The following is a 16,550-nucleotide window of genomic DNA, read 5'->3' on the forward strand; positions in this document are numbered from 1 at the left end:
CGGGCCAGCTCGCTGGCGCGGCGGCGTCCGACTTGCGGCCGTTGCTGGAAACGCGCGGGCTCACCATCCGCTTTGGCGGGCATGTGGCCGTGAATGCGGTGTCGTGCGCGTTCCGGCCCGGCGAGCTGACCTGCATCGTGGGCCCCAACGGCGCCGGCAAAACCACGTACTTCAACCTGATCTCGGGACAGCTGCCGCCCACTGCCGGGCAGATCCTGCTTGACGGCGAGGACGTGACGCGCCTGCCTGTGTCGCAGAAGACCCGGCGCGGCATCGGCCGCGCGTTCCAGCTGACCAGCCTGTTCCCGCAGCTGTCGGTGCTGGAGAACGTGCGCCTGGCGGTGCAGGCGCGGCAGCAGCGCGGCATCGATTTGTTCTCGATGTGGTCGGGCCACCGCAACCTGCAGGCGCAGGCCATGGCCATCCTGGAACGCGTGGCGCTGGCCGGCAAGCGCCAGCTGACGGTGGCATCGCTGCCGCACGGCGACCAGCGCAAGCTGGAGGTCGGCATCCTGCTCGCGCTGCAGCCGCGCGTGTTCATGTTCGACGAGCCCACCGCGGGCATGAGCGTCGACGAAGTGCCGGTGATCCTGGACCTGATCCGCGAGATCCGCCAGGACCGCAGCAAGACCGTGCTGCTGGTCGAGCACAAGATGGACGTGGTGCGCTCGCTGGCCGACCGCATCATCGTGCTGCACAACGGCACGCTGGTGGCCGATGGCGATCCGGCCGAGGTGATCGCGTCGCCGGTGGTGCAGCAGGCCTACCTGGGCCTGCCGGAAGAGGAGGGCAGCCATGGCTGAGGCGACCGCGGCGCAGCCGATCCTGCAACTGCGTGACGTGCAGACCCATATCGGCCCGTATCACATCCTGCATGGCGTCAGCTTCGCGGTGCCGCGCGGCGGCGTGACCATGCTGCTGGGGCGCAACGGCGCCGGCAAGACCACCACGCTGCGCACCATCATGGGTCTGTGGCAGGCCAGCGCCGGCACCGTCAGCTTCAACGGCGCCGACATCACGCGCCACAACACGCCGGCGATCGCGCAGGCCGGCATTGCCTACGTGCCCGAGAACATGAGCGTGTTCTCCGACCTGACCGTGGCCGAGAACATGCGCCTGGCCGCGCGCACCGGCGCCATCGACGAACGCCGGCTGGACTGGGTGTTCCGCATGTTCCCCGCGCTGAAGACGTTCTGGCACCAGCGTGCGGGCGTGCTGTCGGGCGGGCAGAAGCAGATGCTGTCGGTGGCGCGCGCCATCATCGAGCCGCGCCAGCTGCTGATTGTCGACGAGCCTACCAAGGGACTGGCGCCGGCGATCATCCAGAACATGATCCATGTATTCCGCGAGCTGAAGCAGACCGAGGTGTCGATCCTGCTGGTGGAGCAGAACTTCCATATGGCGAAGTCGGTGGGCGATACGGTTGCGGTGATGGACGATGGCCGCACGGTGCATAGCGGCACGATGGCGGCGCTGGCGGAGGACGAGGCGCTGCAGCAGCGGCTGCTGGGGTTGTCGCTGGCGGCGCACCAGTAGGCCTTTGCGCTTGCGCAGGCCGGAGCACACAATCAGCACGAACAGACACATGACGACTTCATCAACCACCTTGCCGTCCGCAACCCCGGCCGCGCCGCCCGGCGTCCGCCTCGACTGGACCCCGCTCGCGCTGGCGCCGCTGCTGATGCTGCTGGCCTTTCCGCTGGTCGGCAGCCCGTCGACCTGGCTTACGCTGACCATCGCCGGCCTGGCGATGGGGATGATCATCTTCGTGGTGTCGTCCGGCCTGACGCTGGTGTTCGGCCTGATGGACGTGCTCAACTTCGGCCATGGCGCGTTCATCGCACTGGGCGCCTATGTCGCGGCCTCGGTGCTGCTGCCGCTGGCGGGCTGGGTCGAGGCCGACAGCCTGGCGCAGAATCTGGCCGTGTTTGCACTGGCAATCGCGGCTGCCATGGTGGCCGCGGGTGCGGTCGGCCTGTTCTTCGAGCGCGTGGTAGTGCGCCCGGTCTACGGCCAGCACCTCAAGCAGATCCTGATCACCATGGGCGGCATGATCGTCGCCGAGCAGCTGATCAAGGCCATCTGGGGCCCGGAAACCATTGCGCTGCAGGTGCCCACCACCTTCCGCGGCGCGGTGCTGCTGGGCGACGCGGCAATCGAAAAGTACCGGCTGATCGCGATGGCGCTGGGGCTGGTGATCTTCATCGCCATGCTGTTGCTGCTCAACCGCACCCGCATCGGCCTGCTGATCCGCGCCGGGGTGGAGAACCGCGAGATGGTCGAGGCGCTGGGCTACCGGGTGCGCCGCCTGTTCGTCGGCGTGTTCGTCGCGGGCGCCGCGCTGGCGGGGCTGGGCGGCGTGCTGTGGGGGCTGTACCAGCAGAACATCACGGCGGCGATCGGGGCGCAGGTCAATGTGCTGATCTTCATCGTGATCATCATCGGCGGACTGGGCTCAACCACCGGCTGCTTTGTCGGGGCACTGCTGGTGGGGCTGATGGCCAACTACACCGGTTTCCTGTTCCCAAAGGTTGCTCTGTTCTCCAACATCCTGCTGATGATGCTGATCCTGCTGTGGCGCCCGCAAGGGCTGTTCCCGGTGGCGCGGCGCTGAGGGCAACGACCATGATCCGACTTCTCTCCGGCGACCTGCCGCGCAGCCGCGTGCTGGCGGCGCTGCTGCTGCTGATCCTGGTGGCGCTGGCGTGCGCGCCGTTCGCGTTCCCGGGCGCGCGCGCGCTCAACATGGCGGCCAAGATCTGCATCTTCGTGGTGCTGGTGGCCAGCTACGATCTGCTGCTGGGCTATACCGGCATCGTTTCCTTTGCCCACACCATGTTCTTCGGCATCGGCGGTTATGGCGTGGCCATCGCCATGTCGCGCATGGAGCCGGGCTGGGGCGCATTGCTGGCCGGCACGGCCGGCGCGCTGGCGGTATCGGCGCTGCTGGCCTTCCTGATCGGGCTGTTCTCGCTGCGGGTGCGGGCGATCTTCTTCGCCATGATCACGCTGGCGGTGGCGACCGCCTTCGCCACGCTGGTCTCGCAGCTGTCGGAGTGGACCGGCGGCGAGGACGGGCTGACCTTCAAGGTGCCCGAGGCGCTGCGCCCCGGCTTCACGCTGGGCGACGCCGAATGGCTGGGCGTGCCGCTGAGCGGCAAGCTGCTCAGCTACTACCTGGTATTCGCCGGCGCGCTGGTGCTGTTCCTGGCGCTGCTGCGCATCGTCAACTCGCCGTTCGGCCGGGTGCTGCAGGCAATCCGCGAGAACGACTTCCGCGCCGAGGCGATCGGCTACCGCACCGTGGTCTACCGCACGGTGTCGACGGTGCTGTCGGCGATGTTCGCCACGCTGGCGGGCGTGCTGATGGCAATCTGGCTGCGCTACAACGGCCCTGACACCTCGCTGTCGTTCGAGATCATGGTCGACATCCTGCTGATCGTTGTGATCGGCGGCATGGGCACGCTCTACGGCGCGGTGATCGGCACCGTGCTGTTCCTGCTGGCGCAGACCTACCTGCAGGACGTGATGAAGCTGGCCAGCGACGGCACCGCCGCGCTGCCGCTGTTGTCGGCGCTGCTGCATCCGGACCGCTGGCTGCTGTGGCTGGGCCTGCTGTTCGTGCTGAGCGTCTACTATTTCCCGCAGGGCGTGGTGGGCCGGCTGCGCGGCAGCGGACCGGTCCGGGACATCGCCAGCTGAGCGGAGGCTAGCCCATGTACGTGATCGACTGGCTGCACCGGAACGCGCAGCATTTCCCCGACAAGGTCGCGCTGGTGGACGTGGAGAGCGGCCGCCACGTGACCTACCGCCATGTCGACGAGCGCGCCAGCCGTTTCGCCGAATACCTGCGCGACCATCTGCGCCTGGCACCGGGCACGCGCGTGGCGGTGCTGGCGCACAACAGCTCGGACTATCTCGAGATGCTGTATGGCTGCGCCAAGGCCGGCATGGTGATGGTGTGCCTGAACTGGCGCCTGCCCGCGGCCGAACTGCTGCCGATCCTGAACGACTGCACGCCGCAAGTGCTGGTGGCGGGCGACGGTTTCCTGGGCGTGGCCGCGGAGCTGGCCCGCGCCGTGCCGCTGCGCGCGGTGCTGCACCTGGCCGATGACGAAGCCGCCGACGTGCCCGGCGGCTGGACCGAATACGAGGCCGTGCTCGATGCCGCGTCCGGCCGCATCATCGAGATGCCGTGCCGCGACGAGAGCGATATCTGGCACCTGCTCTACACCTCCGGCACCACCGGCAAGCCCAAGGGCGTGATCCAGACCTACGGCATGGTTTTCTTCAACGCCGTCAATGCGATGCTGGCCAACCAGATCACGCGCGACGACGTCTTGCTCAACGTGCTGCCGTTCTTCCATACCGGCGGCCTGAACCTGTACGCCAACCCGGTGCTGCACGCCGGCGGCACGGTGCACATCATGCGGCAGTTCGAGCCGCAGGCCGTGCTGGACCGGCTCGACCGCGGCAGCGGCGCGGGCATCACCATGTTCTTCGCGGTGCCGTCGGTGTACCTGTTCCTGAGCCAGCACCCGCGCTTCGCGCAGGCGGACCTGTCCGGCGTGCGCAATATGGCGGCGGGCGGCTCGCCGGTGCCCCGACCCTTGCTGGAAGCCTACCTGGCCAAGGGCGTGACCATCCGCTTCGGCTTCGGCATGACCGAGACCGGCCCCACGGTCTTCGTTTGCGACGAGGACACCGCGCGCCGCAAGCTCGGCAGTATCGGCAAGCCGGTGGGATCTATGCTGACCCGCATCGTCGATCCGCTCGGCGTCGACGTGGGCCCTGGCGAGCGCGGCGAACTGCTGATCAAGGGGCCGGGCGTGACGCCGGGCTACTGGAACCTGCCCGAGGCCACCGCGCAGGCGCTGCGCGACGGCTGGCTGCATTCCGGCGACATCGCCTATTGCGATGAGGACGGCGACTACTACATCGTCGACCGCGCCAAGGACATGTTTATCTCGGGCGGCGAGAACGTCTATCCGGCCGAGGTCGAGAACGTGCTGTTCCAGTTGCCGGGCGTGGCCGAGGCCGCGGTGATCGGCACGCCGGACCCGCGCTGGGGCGAGGTCGGCATGGCGCTGGTGGTGCTGCGCCCGGGTGCCGCGCTTGACGCGGATGCCGTGATCGCTCATTGCAAGGCGCACCTGGCCGGCTACAAGGTGCCGCGCGAGGTACGCTTCCTCGACGCGTTGCCGCGCACGCCGTCCGGCAAGGTGGAAAAGCACAAGCTGCGTGCGGACCTGGCCGGAAACAGCGGCTGAAGCGCGCACCAGTTGCCGTGGTTTGATGTCGTTCCCGTTGTTCGCGGTCGCAGTTTTCGCAGTCTTCCATCGACGTATGTCTCGACGGCCCCGGCACGGGGCGACAGAAGGAGGTTGACATGCAATCCACGCAGCATTCGCCGCGGTACCGCGGCCTCAGGCTCACGGCGCTGGCGGCGGCCGCATCGATGCTGGCCGCATGCGGCTCCAGCGACGACAACGGCAACGGCAACGGCAACGGCGGCAACCCCAATACCAAGCCGGCCTATATCGGCGCGGTCACCATCAACAGCTACGACGGCGCCACCGACGACCTGCTGACCGCAGGGCTGGGCAAGGACGGCCTGGCGAGCAGCACCGCACCGCTGCCGCTCAACCCGGCCGCGCCAACCGCGGCGGAACTGCGGCGCTATGCGATCTATACCAACTATCGCGCCATTGTCGACACCAGTGCCGGCGGCGGCTACGGATCGCTCTATGGGCCCAACGTCGACGCGCAGGGCAATGTCACCGCGTCGGAAGGCAAGGTCGCCGGCGTCGAGTACATGGCCTACTCCGACGACGGCTCGGGCCAGCAGAACGTGACCATGCTGGTACAGATACCGGCCTCGTTCAACACCGCCCGGCCATGCCTGATCACCGCGACCTCGTCGGGCTCGCGCGGGGTGTATGGCGCCATCGGCACCGGCGAATGGGGCCTGAAGCGCGGCTGCGCGGTGGCCTATACCGACAAGGGTACCGGCGCCGCGCCGCATGACCTCGATACGGACACGGTGGCGCTGATCGACGGCACCCGCACCACGCGCGCGGCCGCCGGCACCAACGCGCACTTCGCCGCGCCGGCAGGTGCCACCTCGCTGGCGGAATTCACCGCCGCCAACCCGCACCGGCTGGCGTTCAAGCACGCGCATTCGCAGCGCAACCCCGAGAAGGACTGGGGCAAGTTCACGCTGCAGGCGGTCGAGTTTGCGCTGTGGGCCATCAATGACCGCGTCGGCGCCGTGTCGGCCAACGGCACGCGCCAGCGTACGCTGGACCAGGACAAGGTGCTGGTGATCGCGTCGAGCGTGTCCAATGGCGGTGGCGCCGCCGTGGCCGCCGCCGAGCAGGATGCCGGCGGCCTGATCGACGGCGTGGCGGTGGCTGAGCCCAACCTGAACATGCCGCCCAACTCCGGCATCGTGGTGCGGCGTGGCGCGGCACAGGTGGCGGCTTCAGGCCTGACACTGTACGACTACACCACCACGGCCAACCTGCTGCAGCACTGCGCCGGGCGCGCCACCGCGCTGACGCAGGCGCCGTTCTACGCCAACCCCACCATGGCGCCGTTCTTCGCGGCGCGCTGCCAGACGCTGGCCGAGAAAGGGCTGGTCACCGGCGCCAACACCGACCAGCAGAGCGCCAGCGCGCTGCAGGCGCTGCGCGCCGCGGGCTGGGAGGCGGAATCGGATGACCTGCACCCGTCGCTGGCCGCGTTCGACGTGGCGGCCGCGATCTCGGTCACCTACGCCAACGCTTATGCGCGGGCCAGCGTGACCGACCGGCTGTGCGGCTACAGCTTTGCCGCCACGTTGACGGACCTGAAGCCGGCGGCGATCGCGCCCGCCGCGCTGGCGTCGATGTACGCCACCGGCAATGGCATTCCGCCGCAGGCACCGGTCCAGCTGATCAATGATGGCGATCCGCAACATGGGCCGTACCTGAATCTGCCGTCCGTGTCCGCCTCGACCCAGCGCGCCGACCTCAACTACGACGGCGCCAGCTGCCTGCGCAGCCTGCTGAGCGGATCCGATGCGGCGGCACTCGCGCTGCAGGCCGGCCAGGCGCTGACGCTGCGCAATGGCAACCTGCGCGGCAAGCCGGCGCTGATCGTCCATGGGCGCAGCGACGCGCTGCTGCCGGTCAACCATACCTCGCGCCCCTACCTGGGCCTGAATCGCCAGCAGGAGGGCGTGACCAGCAAGCTGTCCTACGTGGAGGTCGAGAATGCCCAGCACTTCGATGCCTTCATCGGCGTGGTGCCGGGCTACAGCAACCGCTATGTACCGCTGCACGTCTACCTGAACCGGGCCCTCGACGCGGTCTACGACAACCTGACCACGGGCAGGGCGCTGCCGCCGTCGCAGGTGTTGCGGACCACCCCGCGTGGCGGCACTCTCAACACCCCGGCGCCGGCGCTGTTGCCGTCCAACGTGCCGCCGTTCGCCGCCACGCCTGCCCCGGGCAACGCCATCACCGTCAACGCCAATACCGTACAGGTGCCCGACTGATGCACGACCAACCGCCGCGCGTGCTGTCGCAGCGCGATTTCGACCGCTTCGCCGCGCTGTCGCGCGACGACAACCCGATCCACTGCGATCCGGCCTTTGCCCGTGGCACGCATTTCGGTGCCACGGTGGCGCACGGCATGTTGCTGTTCTCGCTGCTGTGCGCGCATAGCGCGCGGCAACTGCCACGGCCGGCCTTGCCGGTTGCACAGACGCTGATGTTCCCGGCGCCGGCGTTCGTTGGCGACGCGGTGCAGTTTGCGCTGTCTGCGCAACCAGCGCCCGTCGGGCTTGCCGCCTACGCCACCACGGTCAGCTGTGGTGGCGGGCCAGGCCCGGCGCCGCGGGTGACGGCCGTGGGCGAGTCGCGCTGGCTGGCGGACGCGAGTCCTGCCGCACTGGCCGACCACTCAGCCGGAGCGGACCCGTTTGCGCAGGACGGCGATGCGGCCCTGTACGGCCTGCGTCCGGGCCAGCAGGCGAGCGCGGTGCGGGCCTTCACCGCGGCGGACCTGGACGAGTACATCGCGCTCACCGGCGATGCCAACCCGTTCCACGCCGATGCGGGCTTTGCCCGCGCGCGCGGTTTCGCCGGCCCGCTGGTGCCGCTGCCGTTGCTGGCCGGCATGTTCTCGGACCTGCTCGGCACCCGGCTGCCCGGCCGCGGCACCGGCTGGATGAAGCAGTCGCTGCGGCTGGCCGCGCCGGCCCGGCTGGACGAGCCGCTGACGGCGCGCGTGCGCATCGTGCGGCTGCGCGCGGACAAGGATCTCGTCAACCTGGCCAGCCTGGTTACCGGCGCGGACGGCCGGGTGGTGGTGCAGGGCGAGTCGCTGGTGCTGGTGCGCAACCTGGCGCACAAGGGCGCCGACCGCGCCGCGTAGCGGGCGCGCGTATCGCGCGTATCGCGCGCATCACATGGTGGCCGGCCGGCGGGCCATGCGGGGCCGGGCGCAACGCCGCGCGGCGTGCGGCCTTGAAATGTCACGGCAAAGCCTTATCTTTCGGTATGACATGAGTGTCCGGCAGGGCATACGGGCGCCGCGGCAAGCTTCGCCGCCGACGCCCCCCGCATCAGGACACGACCTATCCGAGAGAGGGATTCCTTATGCGTCTTGACAAGCTGACCACCCGGTTCCAGGAAGCGCTGGCTGATGCGCAGAGCCTGGCCCTGGCCAACGACAACCAATACATCGACCCGCAGCACGTGCTGCGCGCGCTGCTGTCGCAGGACGACGGCGCCGCCAAGGCCTTGCTGGCGCGCTCAGGCGTCAACGTGCAGGGCCTGCAGACGGCGCTGGACGCCGCCATCAAGCGCCTGCCGCAGGTACAGGGCACCAGCGAGGTCCAGATCGGCCGCGACCTGGTCAACCTGCTCAACGCCACCGAAAAGGAAGCGATCAAGCGCGGCGACCAGTTCATCGCCAGCGAGCTGTTCCTGCTGGCCGTCGCCGACGACAAGGGCGACGCCGGCCGCATCGCGCGTGAAAACGGCCTGAACCGCAAGTCGCTGGAGTCGGCCATCCAGGCCGTGCGCGGCGGCGATTCGGTCAACAGCGCCGAGGCCGAAGGCCAGCGCGAGGCCCTGAAGAAATACACCATCGACCTGACCGAGCGCGCCCGCATCGGCAAGCTCGACCCCGTGATCGGCCGCGACGACGAGATCCGCCGCGCGATCCAGATCCTGCAGCGCCGCACCAAGAACAACCCGGTGCTGATCGGCGAGCCGGGCGTGGGCAAGACCGCCATCGTCGAAGGGCTGGCGCAGCGCATCGTCAACGGCGAAGTGCCCGAGAGCCTGAAGAACAAGCGCGTGCTGGTGCTGGACATGGCCGGCCTGCTGGCCGGCGCCAAGTACCGCGGCGAGTTCGAGGAACGCCTCAAGGCCGTGCTGAACGACGTCGCCAAGGACGAGGGCCAGACCATCGTCTTTATCGACGAGATCCATACCATGGTGGGCGCGGGCAAGGCCGAGGGCGCGATCGACGCTGGCAACATGCTCAAGCCGGCGCTGGCGCGCGGCGAGCTGCACTGCATCGGCGCCACCACGCTGGACGAATACCGCAAGTACATCGAGAAGGACGCCGCGCTCGAGCGCCGCTTCCAGAAAGTGCTGGTCGACGAACCGACCGTGGAAGCCACCATCGCCATCCTGCGCGGCCTGCAGGAGAAGTATGAGCTGCACCACGGCGTCGAGATCACCGACCCGGCCATCGTCGCCGCGGCAGAGCTGTCGCATCGCTATATCACCGACCGCTTCCTGCCTGACAAGGCCATCGACCTGATCGACGAGGCTGCCGCGCGCATCAAGATGGAAATCGATTCCAAGCCGGAGTCGATGGACAAGCTCGAGCGCCGCACCATCCAGCTGAAGATCGAGCGCGAGGCGGTCAAGAAGGAGACCGACGAGGCTTCGCTGAAGCGCCTGGAGCTGATCGAGCAGGAGATCGCGCGCCTGGAGAAGGAGTACGCCGACCTCGACGAAATCTGGAAGGCCGAGAAGGGCGCCGCGCAGGGCACGGCCGCGCTGAAGGAAGAGATCGAGAAGATCAAGCTGGAGATCTCCAGGCTGCAGCGCGAAGGCAAGCTCGACAAGGTCGCCGAGCTGCAATACGGCAAGCTGCCGGGCCTGGAAGGCAAGCTCAAGGCCGCGACCGATGCCGAGGCCAGCGAGCAGAAGCAGCCCAACAAGCTGCTGCGTACGCAAGTGGGCGCCGAGGAGATCGCCGAAGTGGTGAGCCGCGCCACCGGCATCCCGGTATCGAAGATGATGCAGGGCGAGCGCGAGAAGCTGCTGAAGATGGAAGACCGCCTGCATGGGCGCGTGGTCGGCCAGGACGAAGCCGTGCGGCTGGTGTCCGATGCCATCCGCCGTTCGCGTGCCGGGCTTGCGGACGAGAACCGGCCCTATGGCTCGTTCCTGTTCCTGGGCCCGACCGGCGTCGGCAAGACCGAGCTGTGCAAGGCGCTGGCCGAGTTCATGTTCGATTCGGAAGAACACCTGATCCGCATCGACATGAGCGAGTTCATGGAGAAGCACAGCGTCAGCCGCCTGATCGGCGCGCCGCCGGGATACGTGGGCTATGAAGAAGGCGGCTACCTGACCGAAGCCGTGCGCCGCAAGCCGTACAGCGTGGTGCTGCTCGACGAAGTCGAAAAGGCCCACCCGGACGTCTTCAACGTGCTGCTGCAGGTGCTGGACGACGGCCGCCTGACCGACGGCCAGGGCCGCACGGTGGACTTCAAGAACACGGTGATCGTGATGACGTCCAACCTGGGTTCGCAGATCATCCAGTCGATGACCGGCGAGCCGCAGGAAGCGATCAAGGGCGCGGTCTGGCAGGAAGTGCGCACGCATTTCCGGCCCGAGTTCCTCAACCGGATCGATGAAGTCGTGGTGTTCCACGCGCTCGACCAGAAGAACATCGAGTCGATCGCGCGCATCCAGCTGCAGCGCCTGCAGGCTCGCCTGGCCCGCATGGACATGACGCTGGAGGTCAGCGATCATGCGCTGGAGAAGATCGCCAGCGCGGGCTACGACCCGGTGTTCGGGGCGCGTCCGCTCAAGCGGGCGATCCAGCAGCAGATCGAGAACCCGGTGGCGCGGGCCATCCTCGAAGGCAAGTTCGCCGCCAAGGACGTGGTGCCGGTGGATTACGTCGACGGGGAATTCACGTTCGGGCGGAAGCTGGACTGAGGCGGCTTGCGCCTCCCCGAACACGGGGACGCCTGGACAAGCGTTGCCACGCACAATCCCTGCGCGCGAGCGCAGGGATTTTTTTTCTTTTTGGTCGCCGTGTAATGCGGTCGGCACCCGTGCAAATATTTCACTGCGCATTGGAAGGGGCGCTACGGCAGCCAAGGGATTGCAGGGTGATGCCAAGTGGCACGCTTTTCGCGTTGCAAAAGGGTTGAGTTTCCGCACAAGGCGCTGCGTCCACGCAGCCCCCACCCCCAGGAGCCCTTTATGAACGACAAGCCTTTCCTCACAGACGTCAAGACCCTGCGCGAGCGTGCGCGTCAGCACATCGACGAAGGCGCGGTGACCGCGGGCTACGCGGCCGACCGCGACACCGTACTGAAGCTGCTGAACGACGCGCTGGCGACCGAGCTGGTCTGCGTGTTGCGCTACCGCCGGCACTACTTCATGGCCAAGGGGCCGAACTCGAAGAGCGTGGCCGATGAATTCCTGGCGCATTCGAATGAAGAGCAGGGCCATGCCGACCAGATCGCCGAGCGCATCGTGCAACTGGGCGGCGAGCCTGACTTTGCCCCGGACGGGTTGACCAGCCGCTCGCATGCGGAGTATGTGGCCGGCAGCTCGCTGACCGACATGATCAAGGAAGACCTGGTGGCCGAGCGCATTGCCATCGACAGCTACCGGGAAATCATCCGGTTCCTGGGCGAGCGCGACCCGACTTCGCGCCGGCTGATGGAATCGATCCTGGCGGTGGAAGAGGAGCATGCCGACGAGATGGCCGACTTGCTGAGCCGGCAGGGCGGCTGACGGGATTGCCGCGCACTTGATATGGGTCAAGCCGCGGCGGCGGCCGGCCCGATAAGATCTGCCCTGTCATGGAGATGCGGGGGCGCTCTTCATGACTTGTCTACCCGTTTCCAGAATGGAAACTTCGCCCGCACCGGTTTGCCGGTGCGGGCGTTTTCTTTTGGGTGTGCCGCCTGCGCCACTTGCGCGCACGTTCTTGCGCACCGCTATGCACCCGATCTCGGGTATGCCCATATTTCCGCCGGATCTTATGCAGAAAACAGCGAAGGATCGGCGAAACCCTTCGTTCCGTTCGGAATGCCCCGTCGGTAGTCTTGCTCCTGACACCAGCCGGCCCGCCAGGGCGGGCGACGCAAACAGGCGCACGGCGCCATTCACGACACTGACGGGAGCAACACAAGATGATCCGCAAACTGGCCATCGGCCTGGCCGTTCTGGCAGCCATCAGCGCGGCGCAGACCGCGAGCGCTGCCAACCTGCTGAACGTTTCCTATGATCCGACGCGCGAACTGTATGTCGATGTCAACGCCGCTTTCGCCAAGGCCTGGAAGGCCCAGGGTGGCGACGCCGTGAGCGTGCGCCAGTCGCACGGCGGCTCGGGCAAGCAGGCACGCTCGGTGATCGACGGGCTCGACGCCGACGTGGTCACGCTGGCGCTGGGCTACGACATCGACGCCATCGCGGAAAAAGGCCTGATCAAGCCGGACTGGCAGAAGCGCCTGCCGCACAACGCCTCGCCGTACACCTCGACCATCGTGTTCCTGGTGCGCAAGGGCAATCCCAAGGGCATCAAGGACTGGGGCGACCTGGTCAAGCCCGGCGTGCAGGTGATCACGCCCAACCCCAAGACCTCGGGCGGCGCGCGCTGGAACTACCTGGCGGCGTGGGGCTATGCGTTGCGCCAGCCGGGCGGCAACGACGCCAAGGCGCGCGAGTTCGTCGGCGAACTGCTCAAGCACGTGCCGGTGCTGGATTCGGGCGCGCGCGGCGCCACCACCACCTTTGTCGAGCGCGGGCTGGGCGATGTGCTGATCGCGTGGGAGAACGAAGCCATCCTGGCGATCAAGGAGCTGGGGCCGGACAAGTTCGACATCGTTGCGCCGTCAGTGTCGATCCTGGCGGAGCCGCCGGTGGCCGTGGTCGACAAGGTGGTCGACAAGAAGGGCACGCGCAAGGCGGCCGAGGCCTACCTGCAGTTCCTGTACACCGACGAAGGGCAGGAGATCGCGGCGAAGAACTACTACCGCCCGATCTCGCAGAAGGTCGCGGCCAAGTACGCCGCCAATTTCCCCAAGGTGAAGCTGTTCACCATCGACGAGGTGTTCGGCGGCTGGCAGAAGGCGCAGAAGACCCACTTCGCCGATGGCGGTTCGTTCGACCAGATCTACCAGCCCGGCAAGAAGTAAAAACCCGGGACCGGCGCACCCGGCCGCGTGGGCGGCCGCGGCGCCCGCCGGTGCCCCAGAACAAGGAAGCCCGATGTCCATCCTGACGCTCTCCGGCAGTCCGTCGGCCCAGTCCCGCTCCGGCCTGGTACTGGCGCACCTGCGCACGGCGCTCGAGGCTGCAGGCGAACGCACCCGCCACCTCGACCTGCGCGACCTTCCGGCTGGGCCGCTGCTCGCGGCGCGCACGGAGGACCCGGCCATCGATAGCGCCCTGCGTGCGGTGGTGCAGGCCCAGGTGGTGGTACTGGCCACGCCGGTCTACAAGGCCGCCTACAGCGGGCTGCTCAAGGCCTTCCTGGACCTGCTGCCGCAGACCGGCCTGCGCGACAAGATCGTGCTGCCGATCGCCACCGGCGGCAGCCTGGCCCATGCGCTGGCGATCGACTACGCGCTGCGGCCGGTGCTGGCCGCGCTCGGCTCACGCCAGATCCTGCCCGGCATCTTCGCCGTGGACCAGCAGATCGAAGCAGTCGATGCCGCCGGCGCGCGCCAGGCGCGCTTCGATGCCGCGCTGGCCGCGCGGCTGGACGAAGGCGTGCTGCGCGTGCGCGATGCGCTGGCGCATGCCCGCATCGAGGTGCCGCTCGACGTGGTGCCCGGCGCCTACGTCCGGCACGCCGCCGCGATCGCGGCGGCCGAGCGATGTTCCGCCTGAATTGATGGCTTGACTGTAGTGGCGCCGGCCAGCCCGGCGCGACGGCAGCGACGCGATGCCACCCGTCACGCGGGGCCGGCAGGGCGGCGTGCTGCCAGAACATCCCGGACATCGAACACGGCCCGCGGCACATCGGCGCGGGCCAAGGAGGACTTCACATGACAACGATCAAGCCGCTGCGCACGTCAAGCCAGCGCCGCCGACTCATTACCGCCGCGCTGGTGCTTGCCACTGGCCTGGCCTACGGGCTGCTGCCCGGCCGCGCCGAGGCGCAGTCTAACCAGATCGATGCCAAGGTGCTGCGCATCGGCTACCAGAAGTACGGCACGCTGACGCTGCTGAAGGCGCGCGGCACGCTGGAAAAGCGCCTCGCGCCGCAAGGCATCAGCGTCCGGTGGACCGAGTTTCCGGCGGGGCCCCAACTGCTTGAAGGCCTTAATGTCGGCGCCATCGACTTCGGCACCGTGGGCGAGGCGCCGCCGATCTTTGCCCAGGCCGCGGGGGCGCAGCTGGCCTATGTCGGCAACGAGCCGCCGGCACCGGTGGCCGAGGCCATCGTCGTGCCCAAGGGCTCGGCGCTGCGCTCGGTGGCCGACCTGCGCGGCAAGCGCGTGGCGCTGAACAAGGGCTCCAACGTGCATTACCTGCTGGTGCGCCAGCTGGAGCAGGCCGGCATTCCCTACAGCGAGATCCAGCCGGTCTACCTGCCGCCGGCCGATGCGCGCGCCGCCTTCGAGCGCGGCGCGGTGGATGCGTGGGTGATCTGGGACCCGTTCCTGGCCGCCGCCGAGAAGCAGCTGGGCGCGCGCGTGCTGGCCGATGGCCGCGGTGCGGATGGCAAGAACGTGGTCAGCAACCACCAGTTCTACCTGGCGTCGCGCCCCTATGCCCAGGCCCGGCCGGAGATCGTCAGCCTGATCCTGGATGAACTGGCCACGTTGGGCACCTGGGCGCAACAGCACCCGAAGGAGGCCACCACGGTGCTCACCGGTGAAACCGGGCTGCCGGCCGATGTGCTCGCGCTTGCGGTGTCGCGCTTCTCGTACGGCGCGCGCCCGGTCAGCGCCGAGGTGCTGGCCGAGCAGCAACGCATTGCCGATGCGTTTCACGCGCTGAAGCTGATTCCCAAACCTGTCAGGGTCGCCGATGCGCGCTGGGCCCCGCCGCAGCAGCAGGCCAGGCGCTGACACGCCGGCCAACAAGAACAGGAGCACGACATGCAAGTATTCTGGTTCATCCCCACCCACGGCGACAGCCGTTACCTGGGCACTTCCGAAGGCGCGCGCGCGGTCGGTTTCGATTACCTCAGGCAGGTCGCCGTGGCCGCCGACACGCTGGGCTATGAAGGCGTGCTGATCCCGACGGGCCGCTCATGCGAAGACCCGTGGGTGGTGGCATCGGCGCTGGCCGCGGTGACGCAGCGCCTGAAATTCCTGGTCGCGGTGCGCCCGGGCCTGATGGCGCCGACCCTGGCCGCGCGCATGGCCGCGACCTTCGACCGCATCTCCAGTGGCCGCTTGCTGGTCAACCTCGTCACCGGTGGCGATCGCGCCGAACTGGAGGGCGACGGCCTGTTCCTCGACCACACCGCGCGTTACGAGGCCTCGGCCGAATTCCTGCGCATCTGGCGTCAGGTGCTGGCCGCCAGCCATGACGGGGGCAAGGTCGATTACGAGGGCAGGCACCTCAGCGTGAAGGGCGCCACCGTGCTCTACCCGCCGCTGCAGCAGCCGCATCCGCCGGTTTATTTCGGCGGCTCGTCGGCGCCGGCGCATGCGCTGGCCGGCGAGCAGGTCGATACCTACCTGACCTGGGGCGAGCCGCCCGCGGCGGTGGCGCAGAAGCTGGACGACGTGCGCCGCCACGCCGCCCGCCACGGCCGCACGGTGAAGTTCGGCATCCGCCTGCATGTGATCGTGCGCGAAACCGATGACGCCGCATGGGCCGCGGCCGAGGACCTGATCAGCCGGCTCGACGACGACACCGTGGCGCGCGCGCAGGCCGTGTTCGCCAACATGGATTCCGAAGGCCAGCGCCGCATGGCCGCACTGCACGCGGGCGGCACCCGCCGCACGCGCGAGGCGCTGGAGATCAGCCCCAACCTGTGGGCCGGCGTCGGGCTGGTGCGTGGCGGCGCCGGCACCGCGCTGGTGGGTGACCCGCATACCGTGGCCGAGCGCCTGCGCGAATACGCCGCGCTGGGCATCGACACCTTCGTGCTGTCCGGCTATCCGCACCTCGAAGAAGCCTACCGTTTCGCCGAACTGGTGTTCCCGCTGCTGCCGCGCACGGTGCGCGCGACGTTCGACACGCTGCCGGGCAAGGTGCTGTCCGGCCCGTTCGGTGAAGTCATGGCGACCGGCATCGTGCCGCGCGCCGCGCAAAGCTGAGGGGAGGCGCAAC

The 16,550-nt window shown here is 68.4% G+C and carries 13 protein-coding genes; all 13 read left to right on the plus strand.

Annotation, left to right across the window (positions count from 1 at the left end; all coding sequences use genetic code 11):
* Window positions 1-41: 41 nt before the first annotated feature.
* Window positions 42-803 (plus strand): ABC transporter ATP-binding protein, encoded by a 762-nt coding sequence (locus tag AC3FMM_RS06995; protein WP_115711672.1) that lies wholly within the window; start codon window positions 42-44, stop codon window positions 801-803.
* Window positions 796-1,536 carry an ABC transporter ATP-binding protein gene (locus tag AC3FMM_RS07000; RefSeq protein ID WP_414247517.1) on the plus strand — a complete coding sequence of 247 codons (741 nt, stop codon included), beginning with the start codon at window positions 796-798 and terminating at the stop codon, window positions 1,534-1,536. Before AC3FMM_RS06995 ends, AC3FMM_RS07000 begins: the two co-directional genes overlap by 8 nt.
* 49 nt (window positions 1,537-1,585) lie before the next feature.
* On the plus strand, window positions 1,586-2,614 hold the full coding sequence (locus AC3FMM_RS07005; protein WP_115709869.1) for a branched-chain amino acid ABC transporter permease: 1,029 nt from the start codon (window positions 1,586-1,588) through the stop codon (window positions 2,612-2,614).
* Between the two features lie 11 nt (window positions 2,615-2,625).
* Window positions 2,626-3,702, plus strand: a complete 1,077-nt coding sequence (locus AC3FMM_RS07010; RefSeq protein ID WP_326346939.1) for a branched-chain amino acid ABC transporter permease — start codon at window positions 2,626-2,628, stop codon at window positions 3,700-3,702.
* 14 nt (window positions 3,703-3,716) lie between these two features.
* The gene (locus AC3FMM_RS07015; protein WP_115709865.1) at window positions 3,717-5,270 is read left to right on the plus strand and encodes an acyl-CoA synthetase; all 1,554 of its coding nucleotides are present in this window, start codon (window positions 3,717-3,719) and stop codon (window positions 5,268-5,270) included.
* A gap of 119 nt (window positions 5,271-5,389) precedes the next feature.
* Window positions 5,390-7,540: a D-(-)-3-hydroxybutyrate oligomer hydrolase gene (locus tag AC3FMM_RS07020; protein WP_488686334.1), complete on the plus strand. Its 2,151-nt coding sequence runs from the start codon at window positions 5,390-5,392 to the stop codon at window positions 7,538-7,540.
* A complete protein-coding gene (locus tag AC3FMM_RS07025) occupies window positions 7,540-8,421 on the plus strand; it encodes a MaoC/PaaZ C-terminal domain-containing protein (protein ID WP_326346936.1) in 882 nt (293 codons plus the stop codon). Before AC3FMM_RS07020 ends, AC3FMM_RS07025 begins: the two co-directional genes overlap by 1 nt.
* A 224-nt stretch (window positions 8,422-8,645) precedes the next feature.
* Window positions 8,646-11,234: an ATP-dependent chaperone ClpB gene (clpB, locus tag AC3FMM_RS07030; RefSeq protein ID WP_473704324.1), complete on the plus strand. Its 2,589-nt coding sequence runs from the start codon at window positions 8,646-8,648 to the stop codon at window positions 11,232-11,234.
* Window positions 11,235-11,504: 270 nt separating this feature from the next.
* Complete coding sequence (locus tag AC3FMM_RS07035; RefSeq protein ID WP_115709858.1) at window positions 11,505-12,044, plus strand: ferritin-like domain-containing protein; 540 nt, start codon at window positions 11,505-11,507, stop codon at window positions 12,042-12,044.
* A gap of 401 nt (window positions 12,045-12,445) precedes the next feature.
* A complete protein-coding gene (locus tag AC3FMM_RS07040) occupies window positions 12,446-13,450 on the plus strand; it encodes a sulfate ABC transporter substrate-binding protein (RefSeq protein ID WP_115709856.1) in 1,005 nt (334 codons plus the stop codon).
* Window positions 13,451-13,523: 73 nt separating this feature from the next.
* Window positions 13,524-14,147, plus strand: coding sequence for an NADPH-dependent FMN reductase (ssuE, locus tag AC3FMM_RS07045; protein ID WP_473704325.1), 624 nt, complete (start codon window positions 13,524-13,526; stop codon window positions 14,145-14,147).
* A gap of 158 nt (window positions 14,148-14,305) precedes the next feature.
* Window positions 14,306-15,334 (plus strand): sulfonate ABC transporter substrate-binding protein, encoded by a 1,029-nt coding sequence (locus tag AC3FMM_RS07050; RefSeq protein WP_115709852.1) that lies wholly within the window; start codon window positions 14,306-14,308, stop codon window positions 15,332-15,334.
* Between the two features lie 30 nt (window positions 15,335-15,364).
* Window positions 15,365-16,537 carry an FMNH2-dependent alkanesulfonate monooxygenase gene (gene ssuD, locus AC3FMM_RS07055; RefSeq protein ID WP_115709850.1) on the plus strand — a complete coding sequence of 391 codons (1,173 nt, stop codon included), beginning with the start codon at window positions 15,365-15,367 and terminating at the stop codon, window positions 16,535-16,537.
* The last annotated feature ends 13 nt before the right edge of the window (window positions 16,538-16,550 follow it).

The organism is Cupriavidus sp. 207A1 (assembly GCF_057798955.1).

Bases quoted from the DNA above. Each gene is read 5' to 3' on its own strand.
- AC3FMM_RS07000 (WP_414247517.1), top strand. From the start codon at position 796: ATGGCTGAGGCGACCGCGGCGCAGCCGATCCTGCAACTGCGTGACGTG.
- AC3FMM_RS07005 (WP_115709869.1), top strand. From the start codon at position 1,586: ATGACGACTTCATCAACCACCTTGCCGTCCGCAACCCCGGCCGCGCCG.
- AC3FMM_RS07010 (WP_326346939.1), top strand. From the start codon at position 2,626: ATGATCCGACTTCTCTCCGGCGACCTGCCGCGCAGCCGCGTGCTGGCG.
- AC3FMM_RS07015 (WP_115709865.1), top strand. From the start codon at position 3,717: ATGTACGTGATCGACTGGCTGCACCGGAACGCGCAGCATTTCCCCGAC.
- AC3FMM_RS07020 (WP_488686334.1), top strand. From the start codon at position 5,390: ATGCAATCCACGCAGCATTCGCCGCGGTACCGCGGCCTCAGGCTCACG.
- AC3FMM_RS07025 (WP_326346936.1), top strand. From the start codon at position 7,540: ATGCACGACCAACCGCCGCGCGTGCTGTCGCAGCGCGATTTCGACCGC.
- clpB (WP_473704324.1), top strand. From the start codon at position 8,646: ATGCGTCTTGACAAGCTGACCACCCGGTTCCAGGAAGCGCTGGCTGAT.
- AC3FMM_RS07035 (WP_115709858.1), top strand. From the start codon at position 11,505: ATGAACGACAAGCCTTTCCTCACAGACGTCAAGACCCTGCGCGAGCGT.
- AC3FMM_RS07040 (WP_115709856.1), top strand. From the start codon at position 12,446: ATGATCCGCAAACTGGCCATCGGCCTGGCCGTTCTGGCAGCCATCAGC.
- ssuE (WP_473704325.1), top strand. From the start codon at position 13,524: ATGTCCATCCTGACGCTCTCCGGCAGTCCGTCGGCCCAGTCCCGCTCC.
- AC3FMM_RS07050 (WP_115709852.1), top strand. From the start codon at position 14,306: ATGACAACGATCAAGCCGCTGCGCACGTCAAGCCAGCGCCGCCGACTC.
- ssuD (WP_115709850.1), top strand. From the start codon at position 15,365: ATGCAAGTATTCTGGTTCATCCCCACCCACGGCGACAGCCGTTACCTG.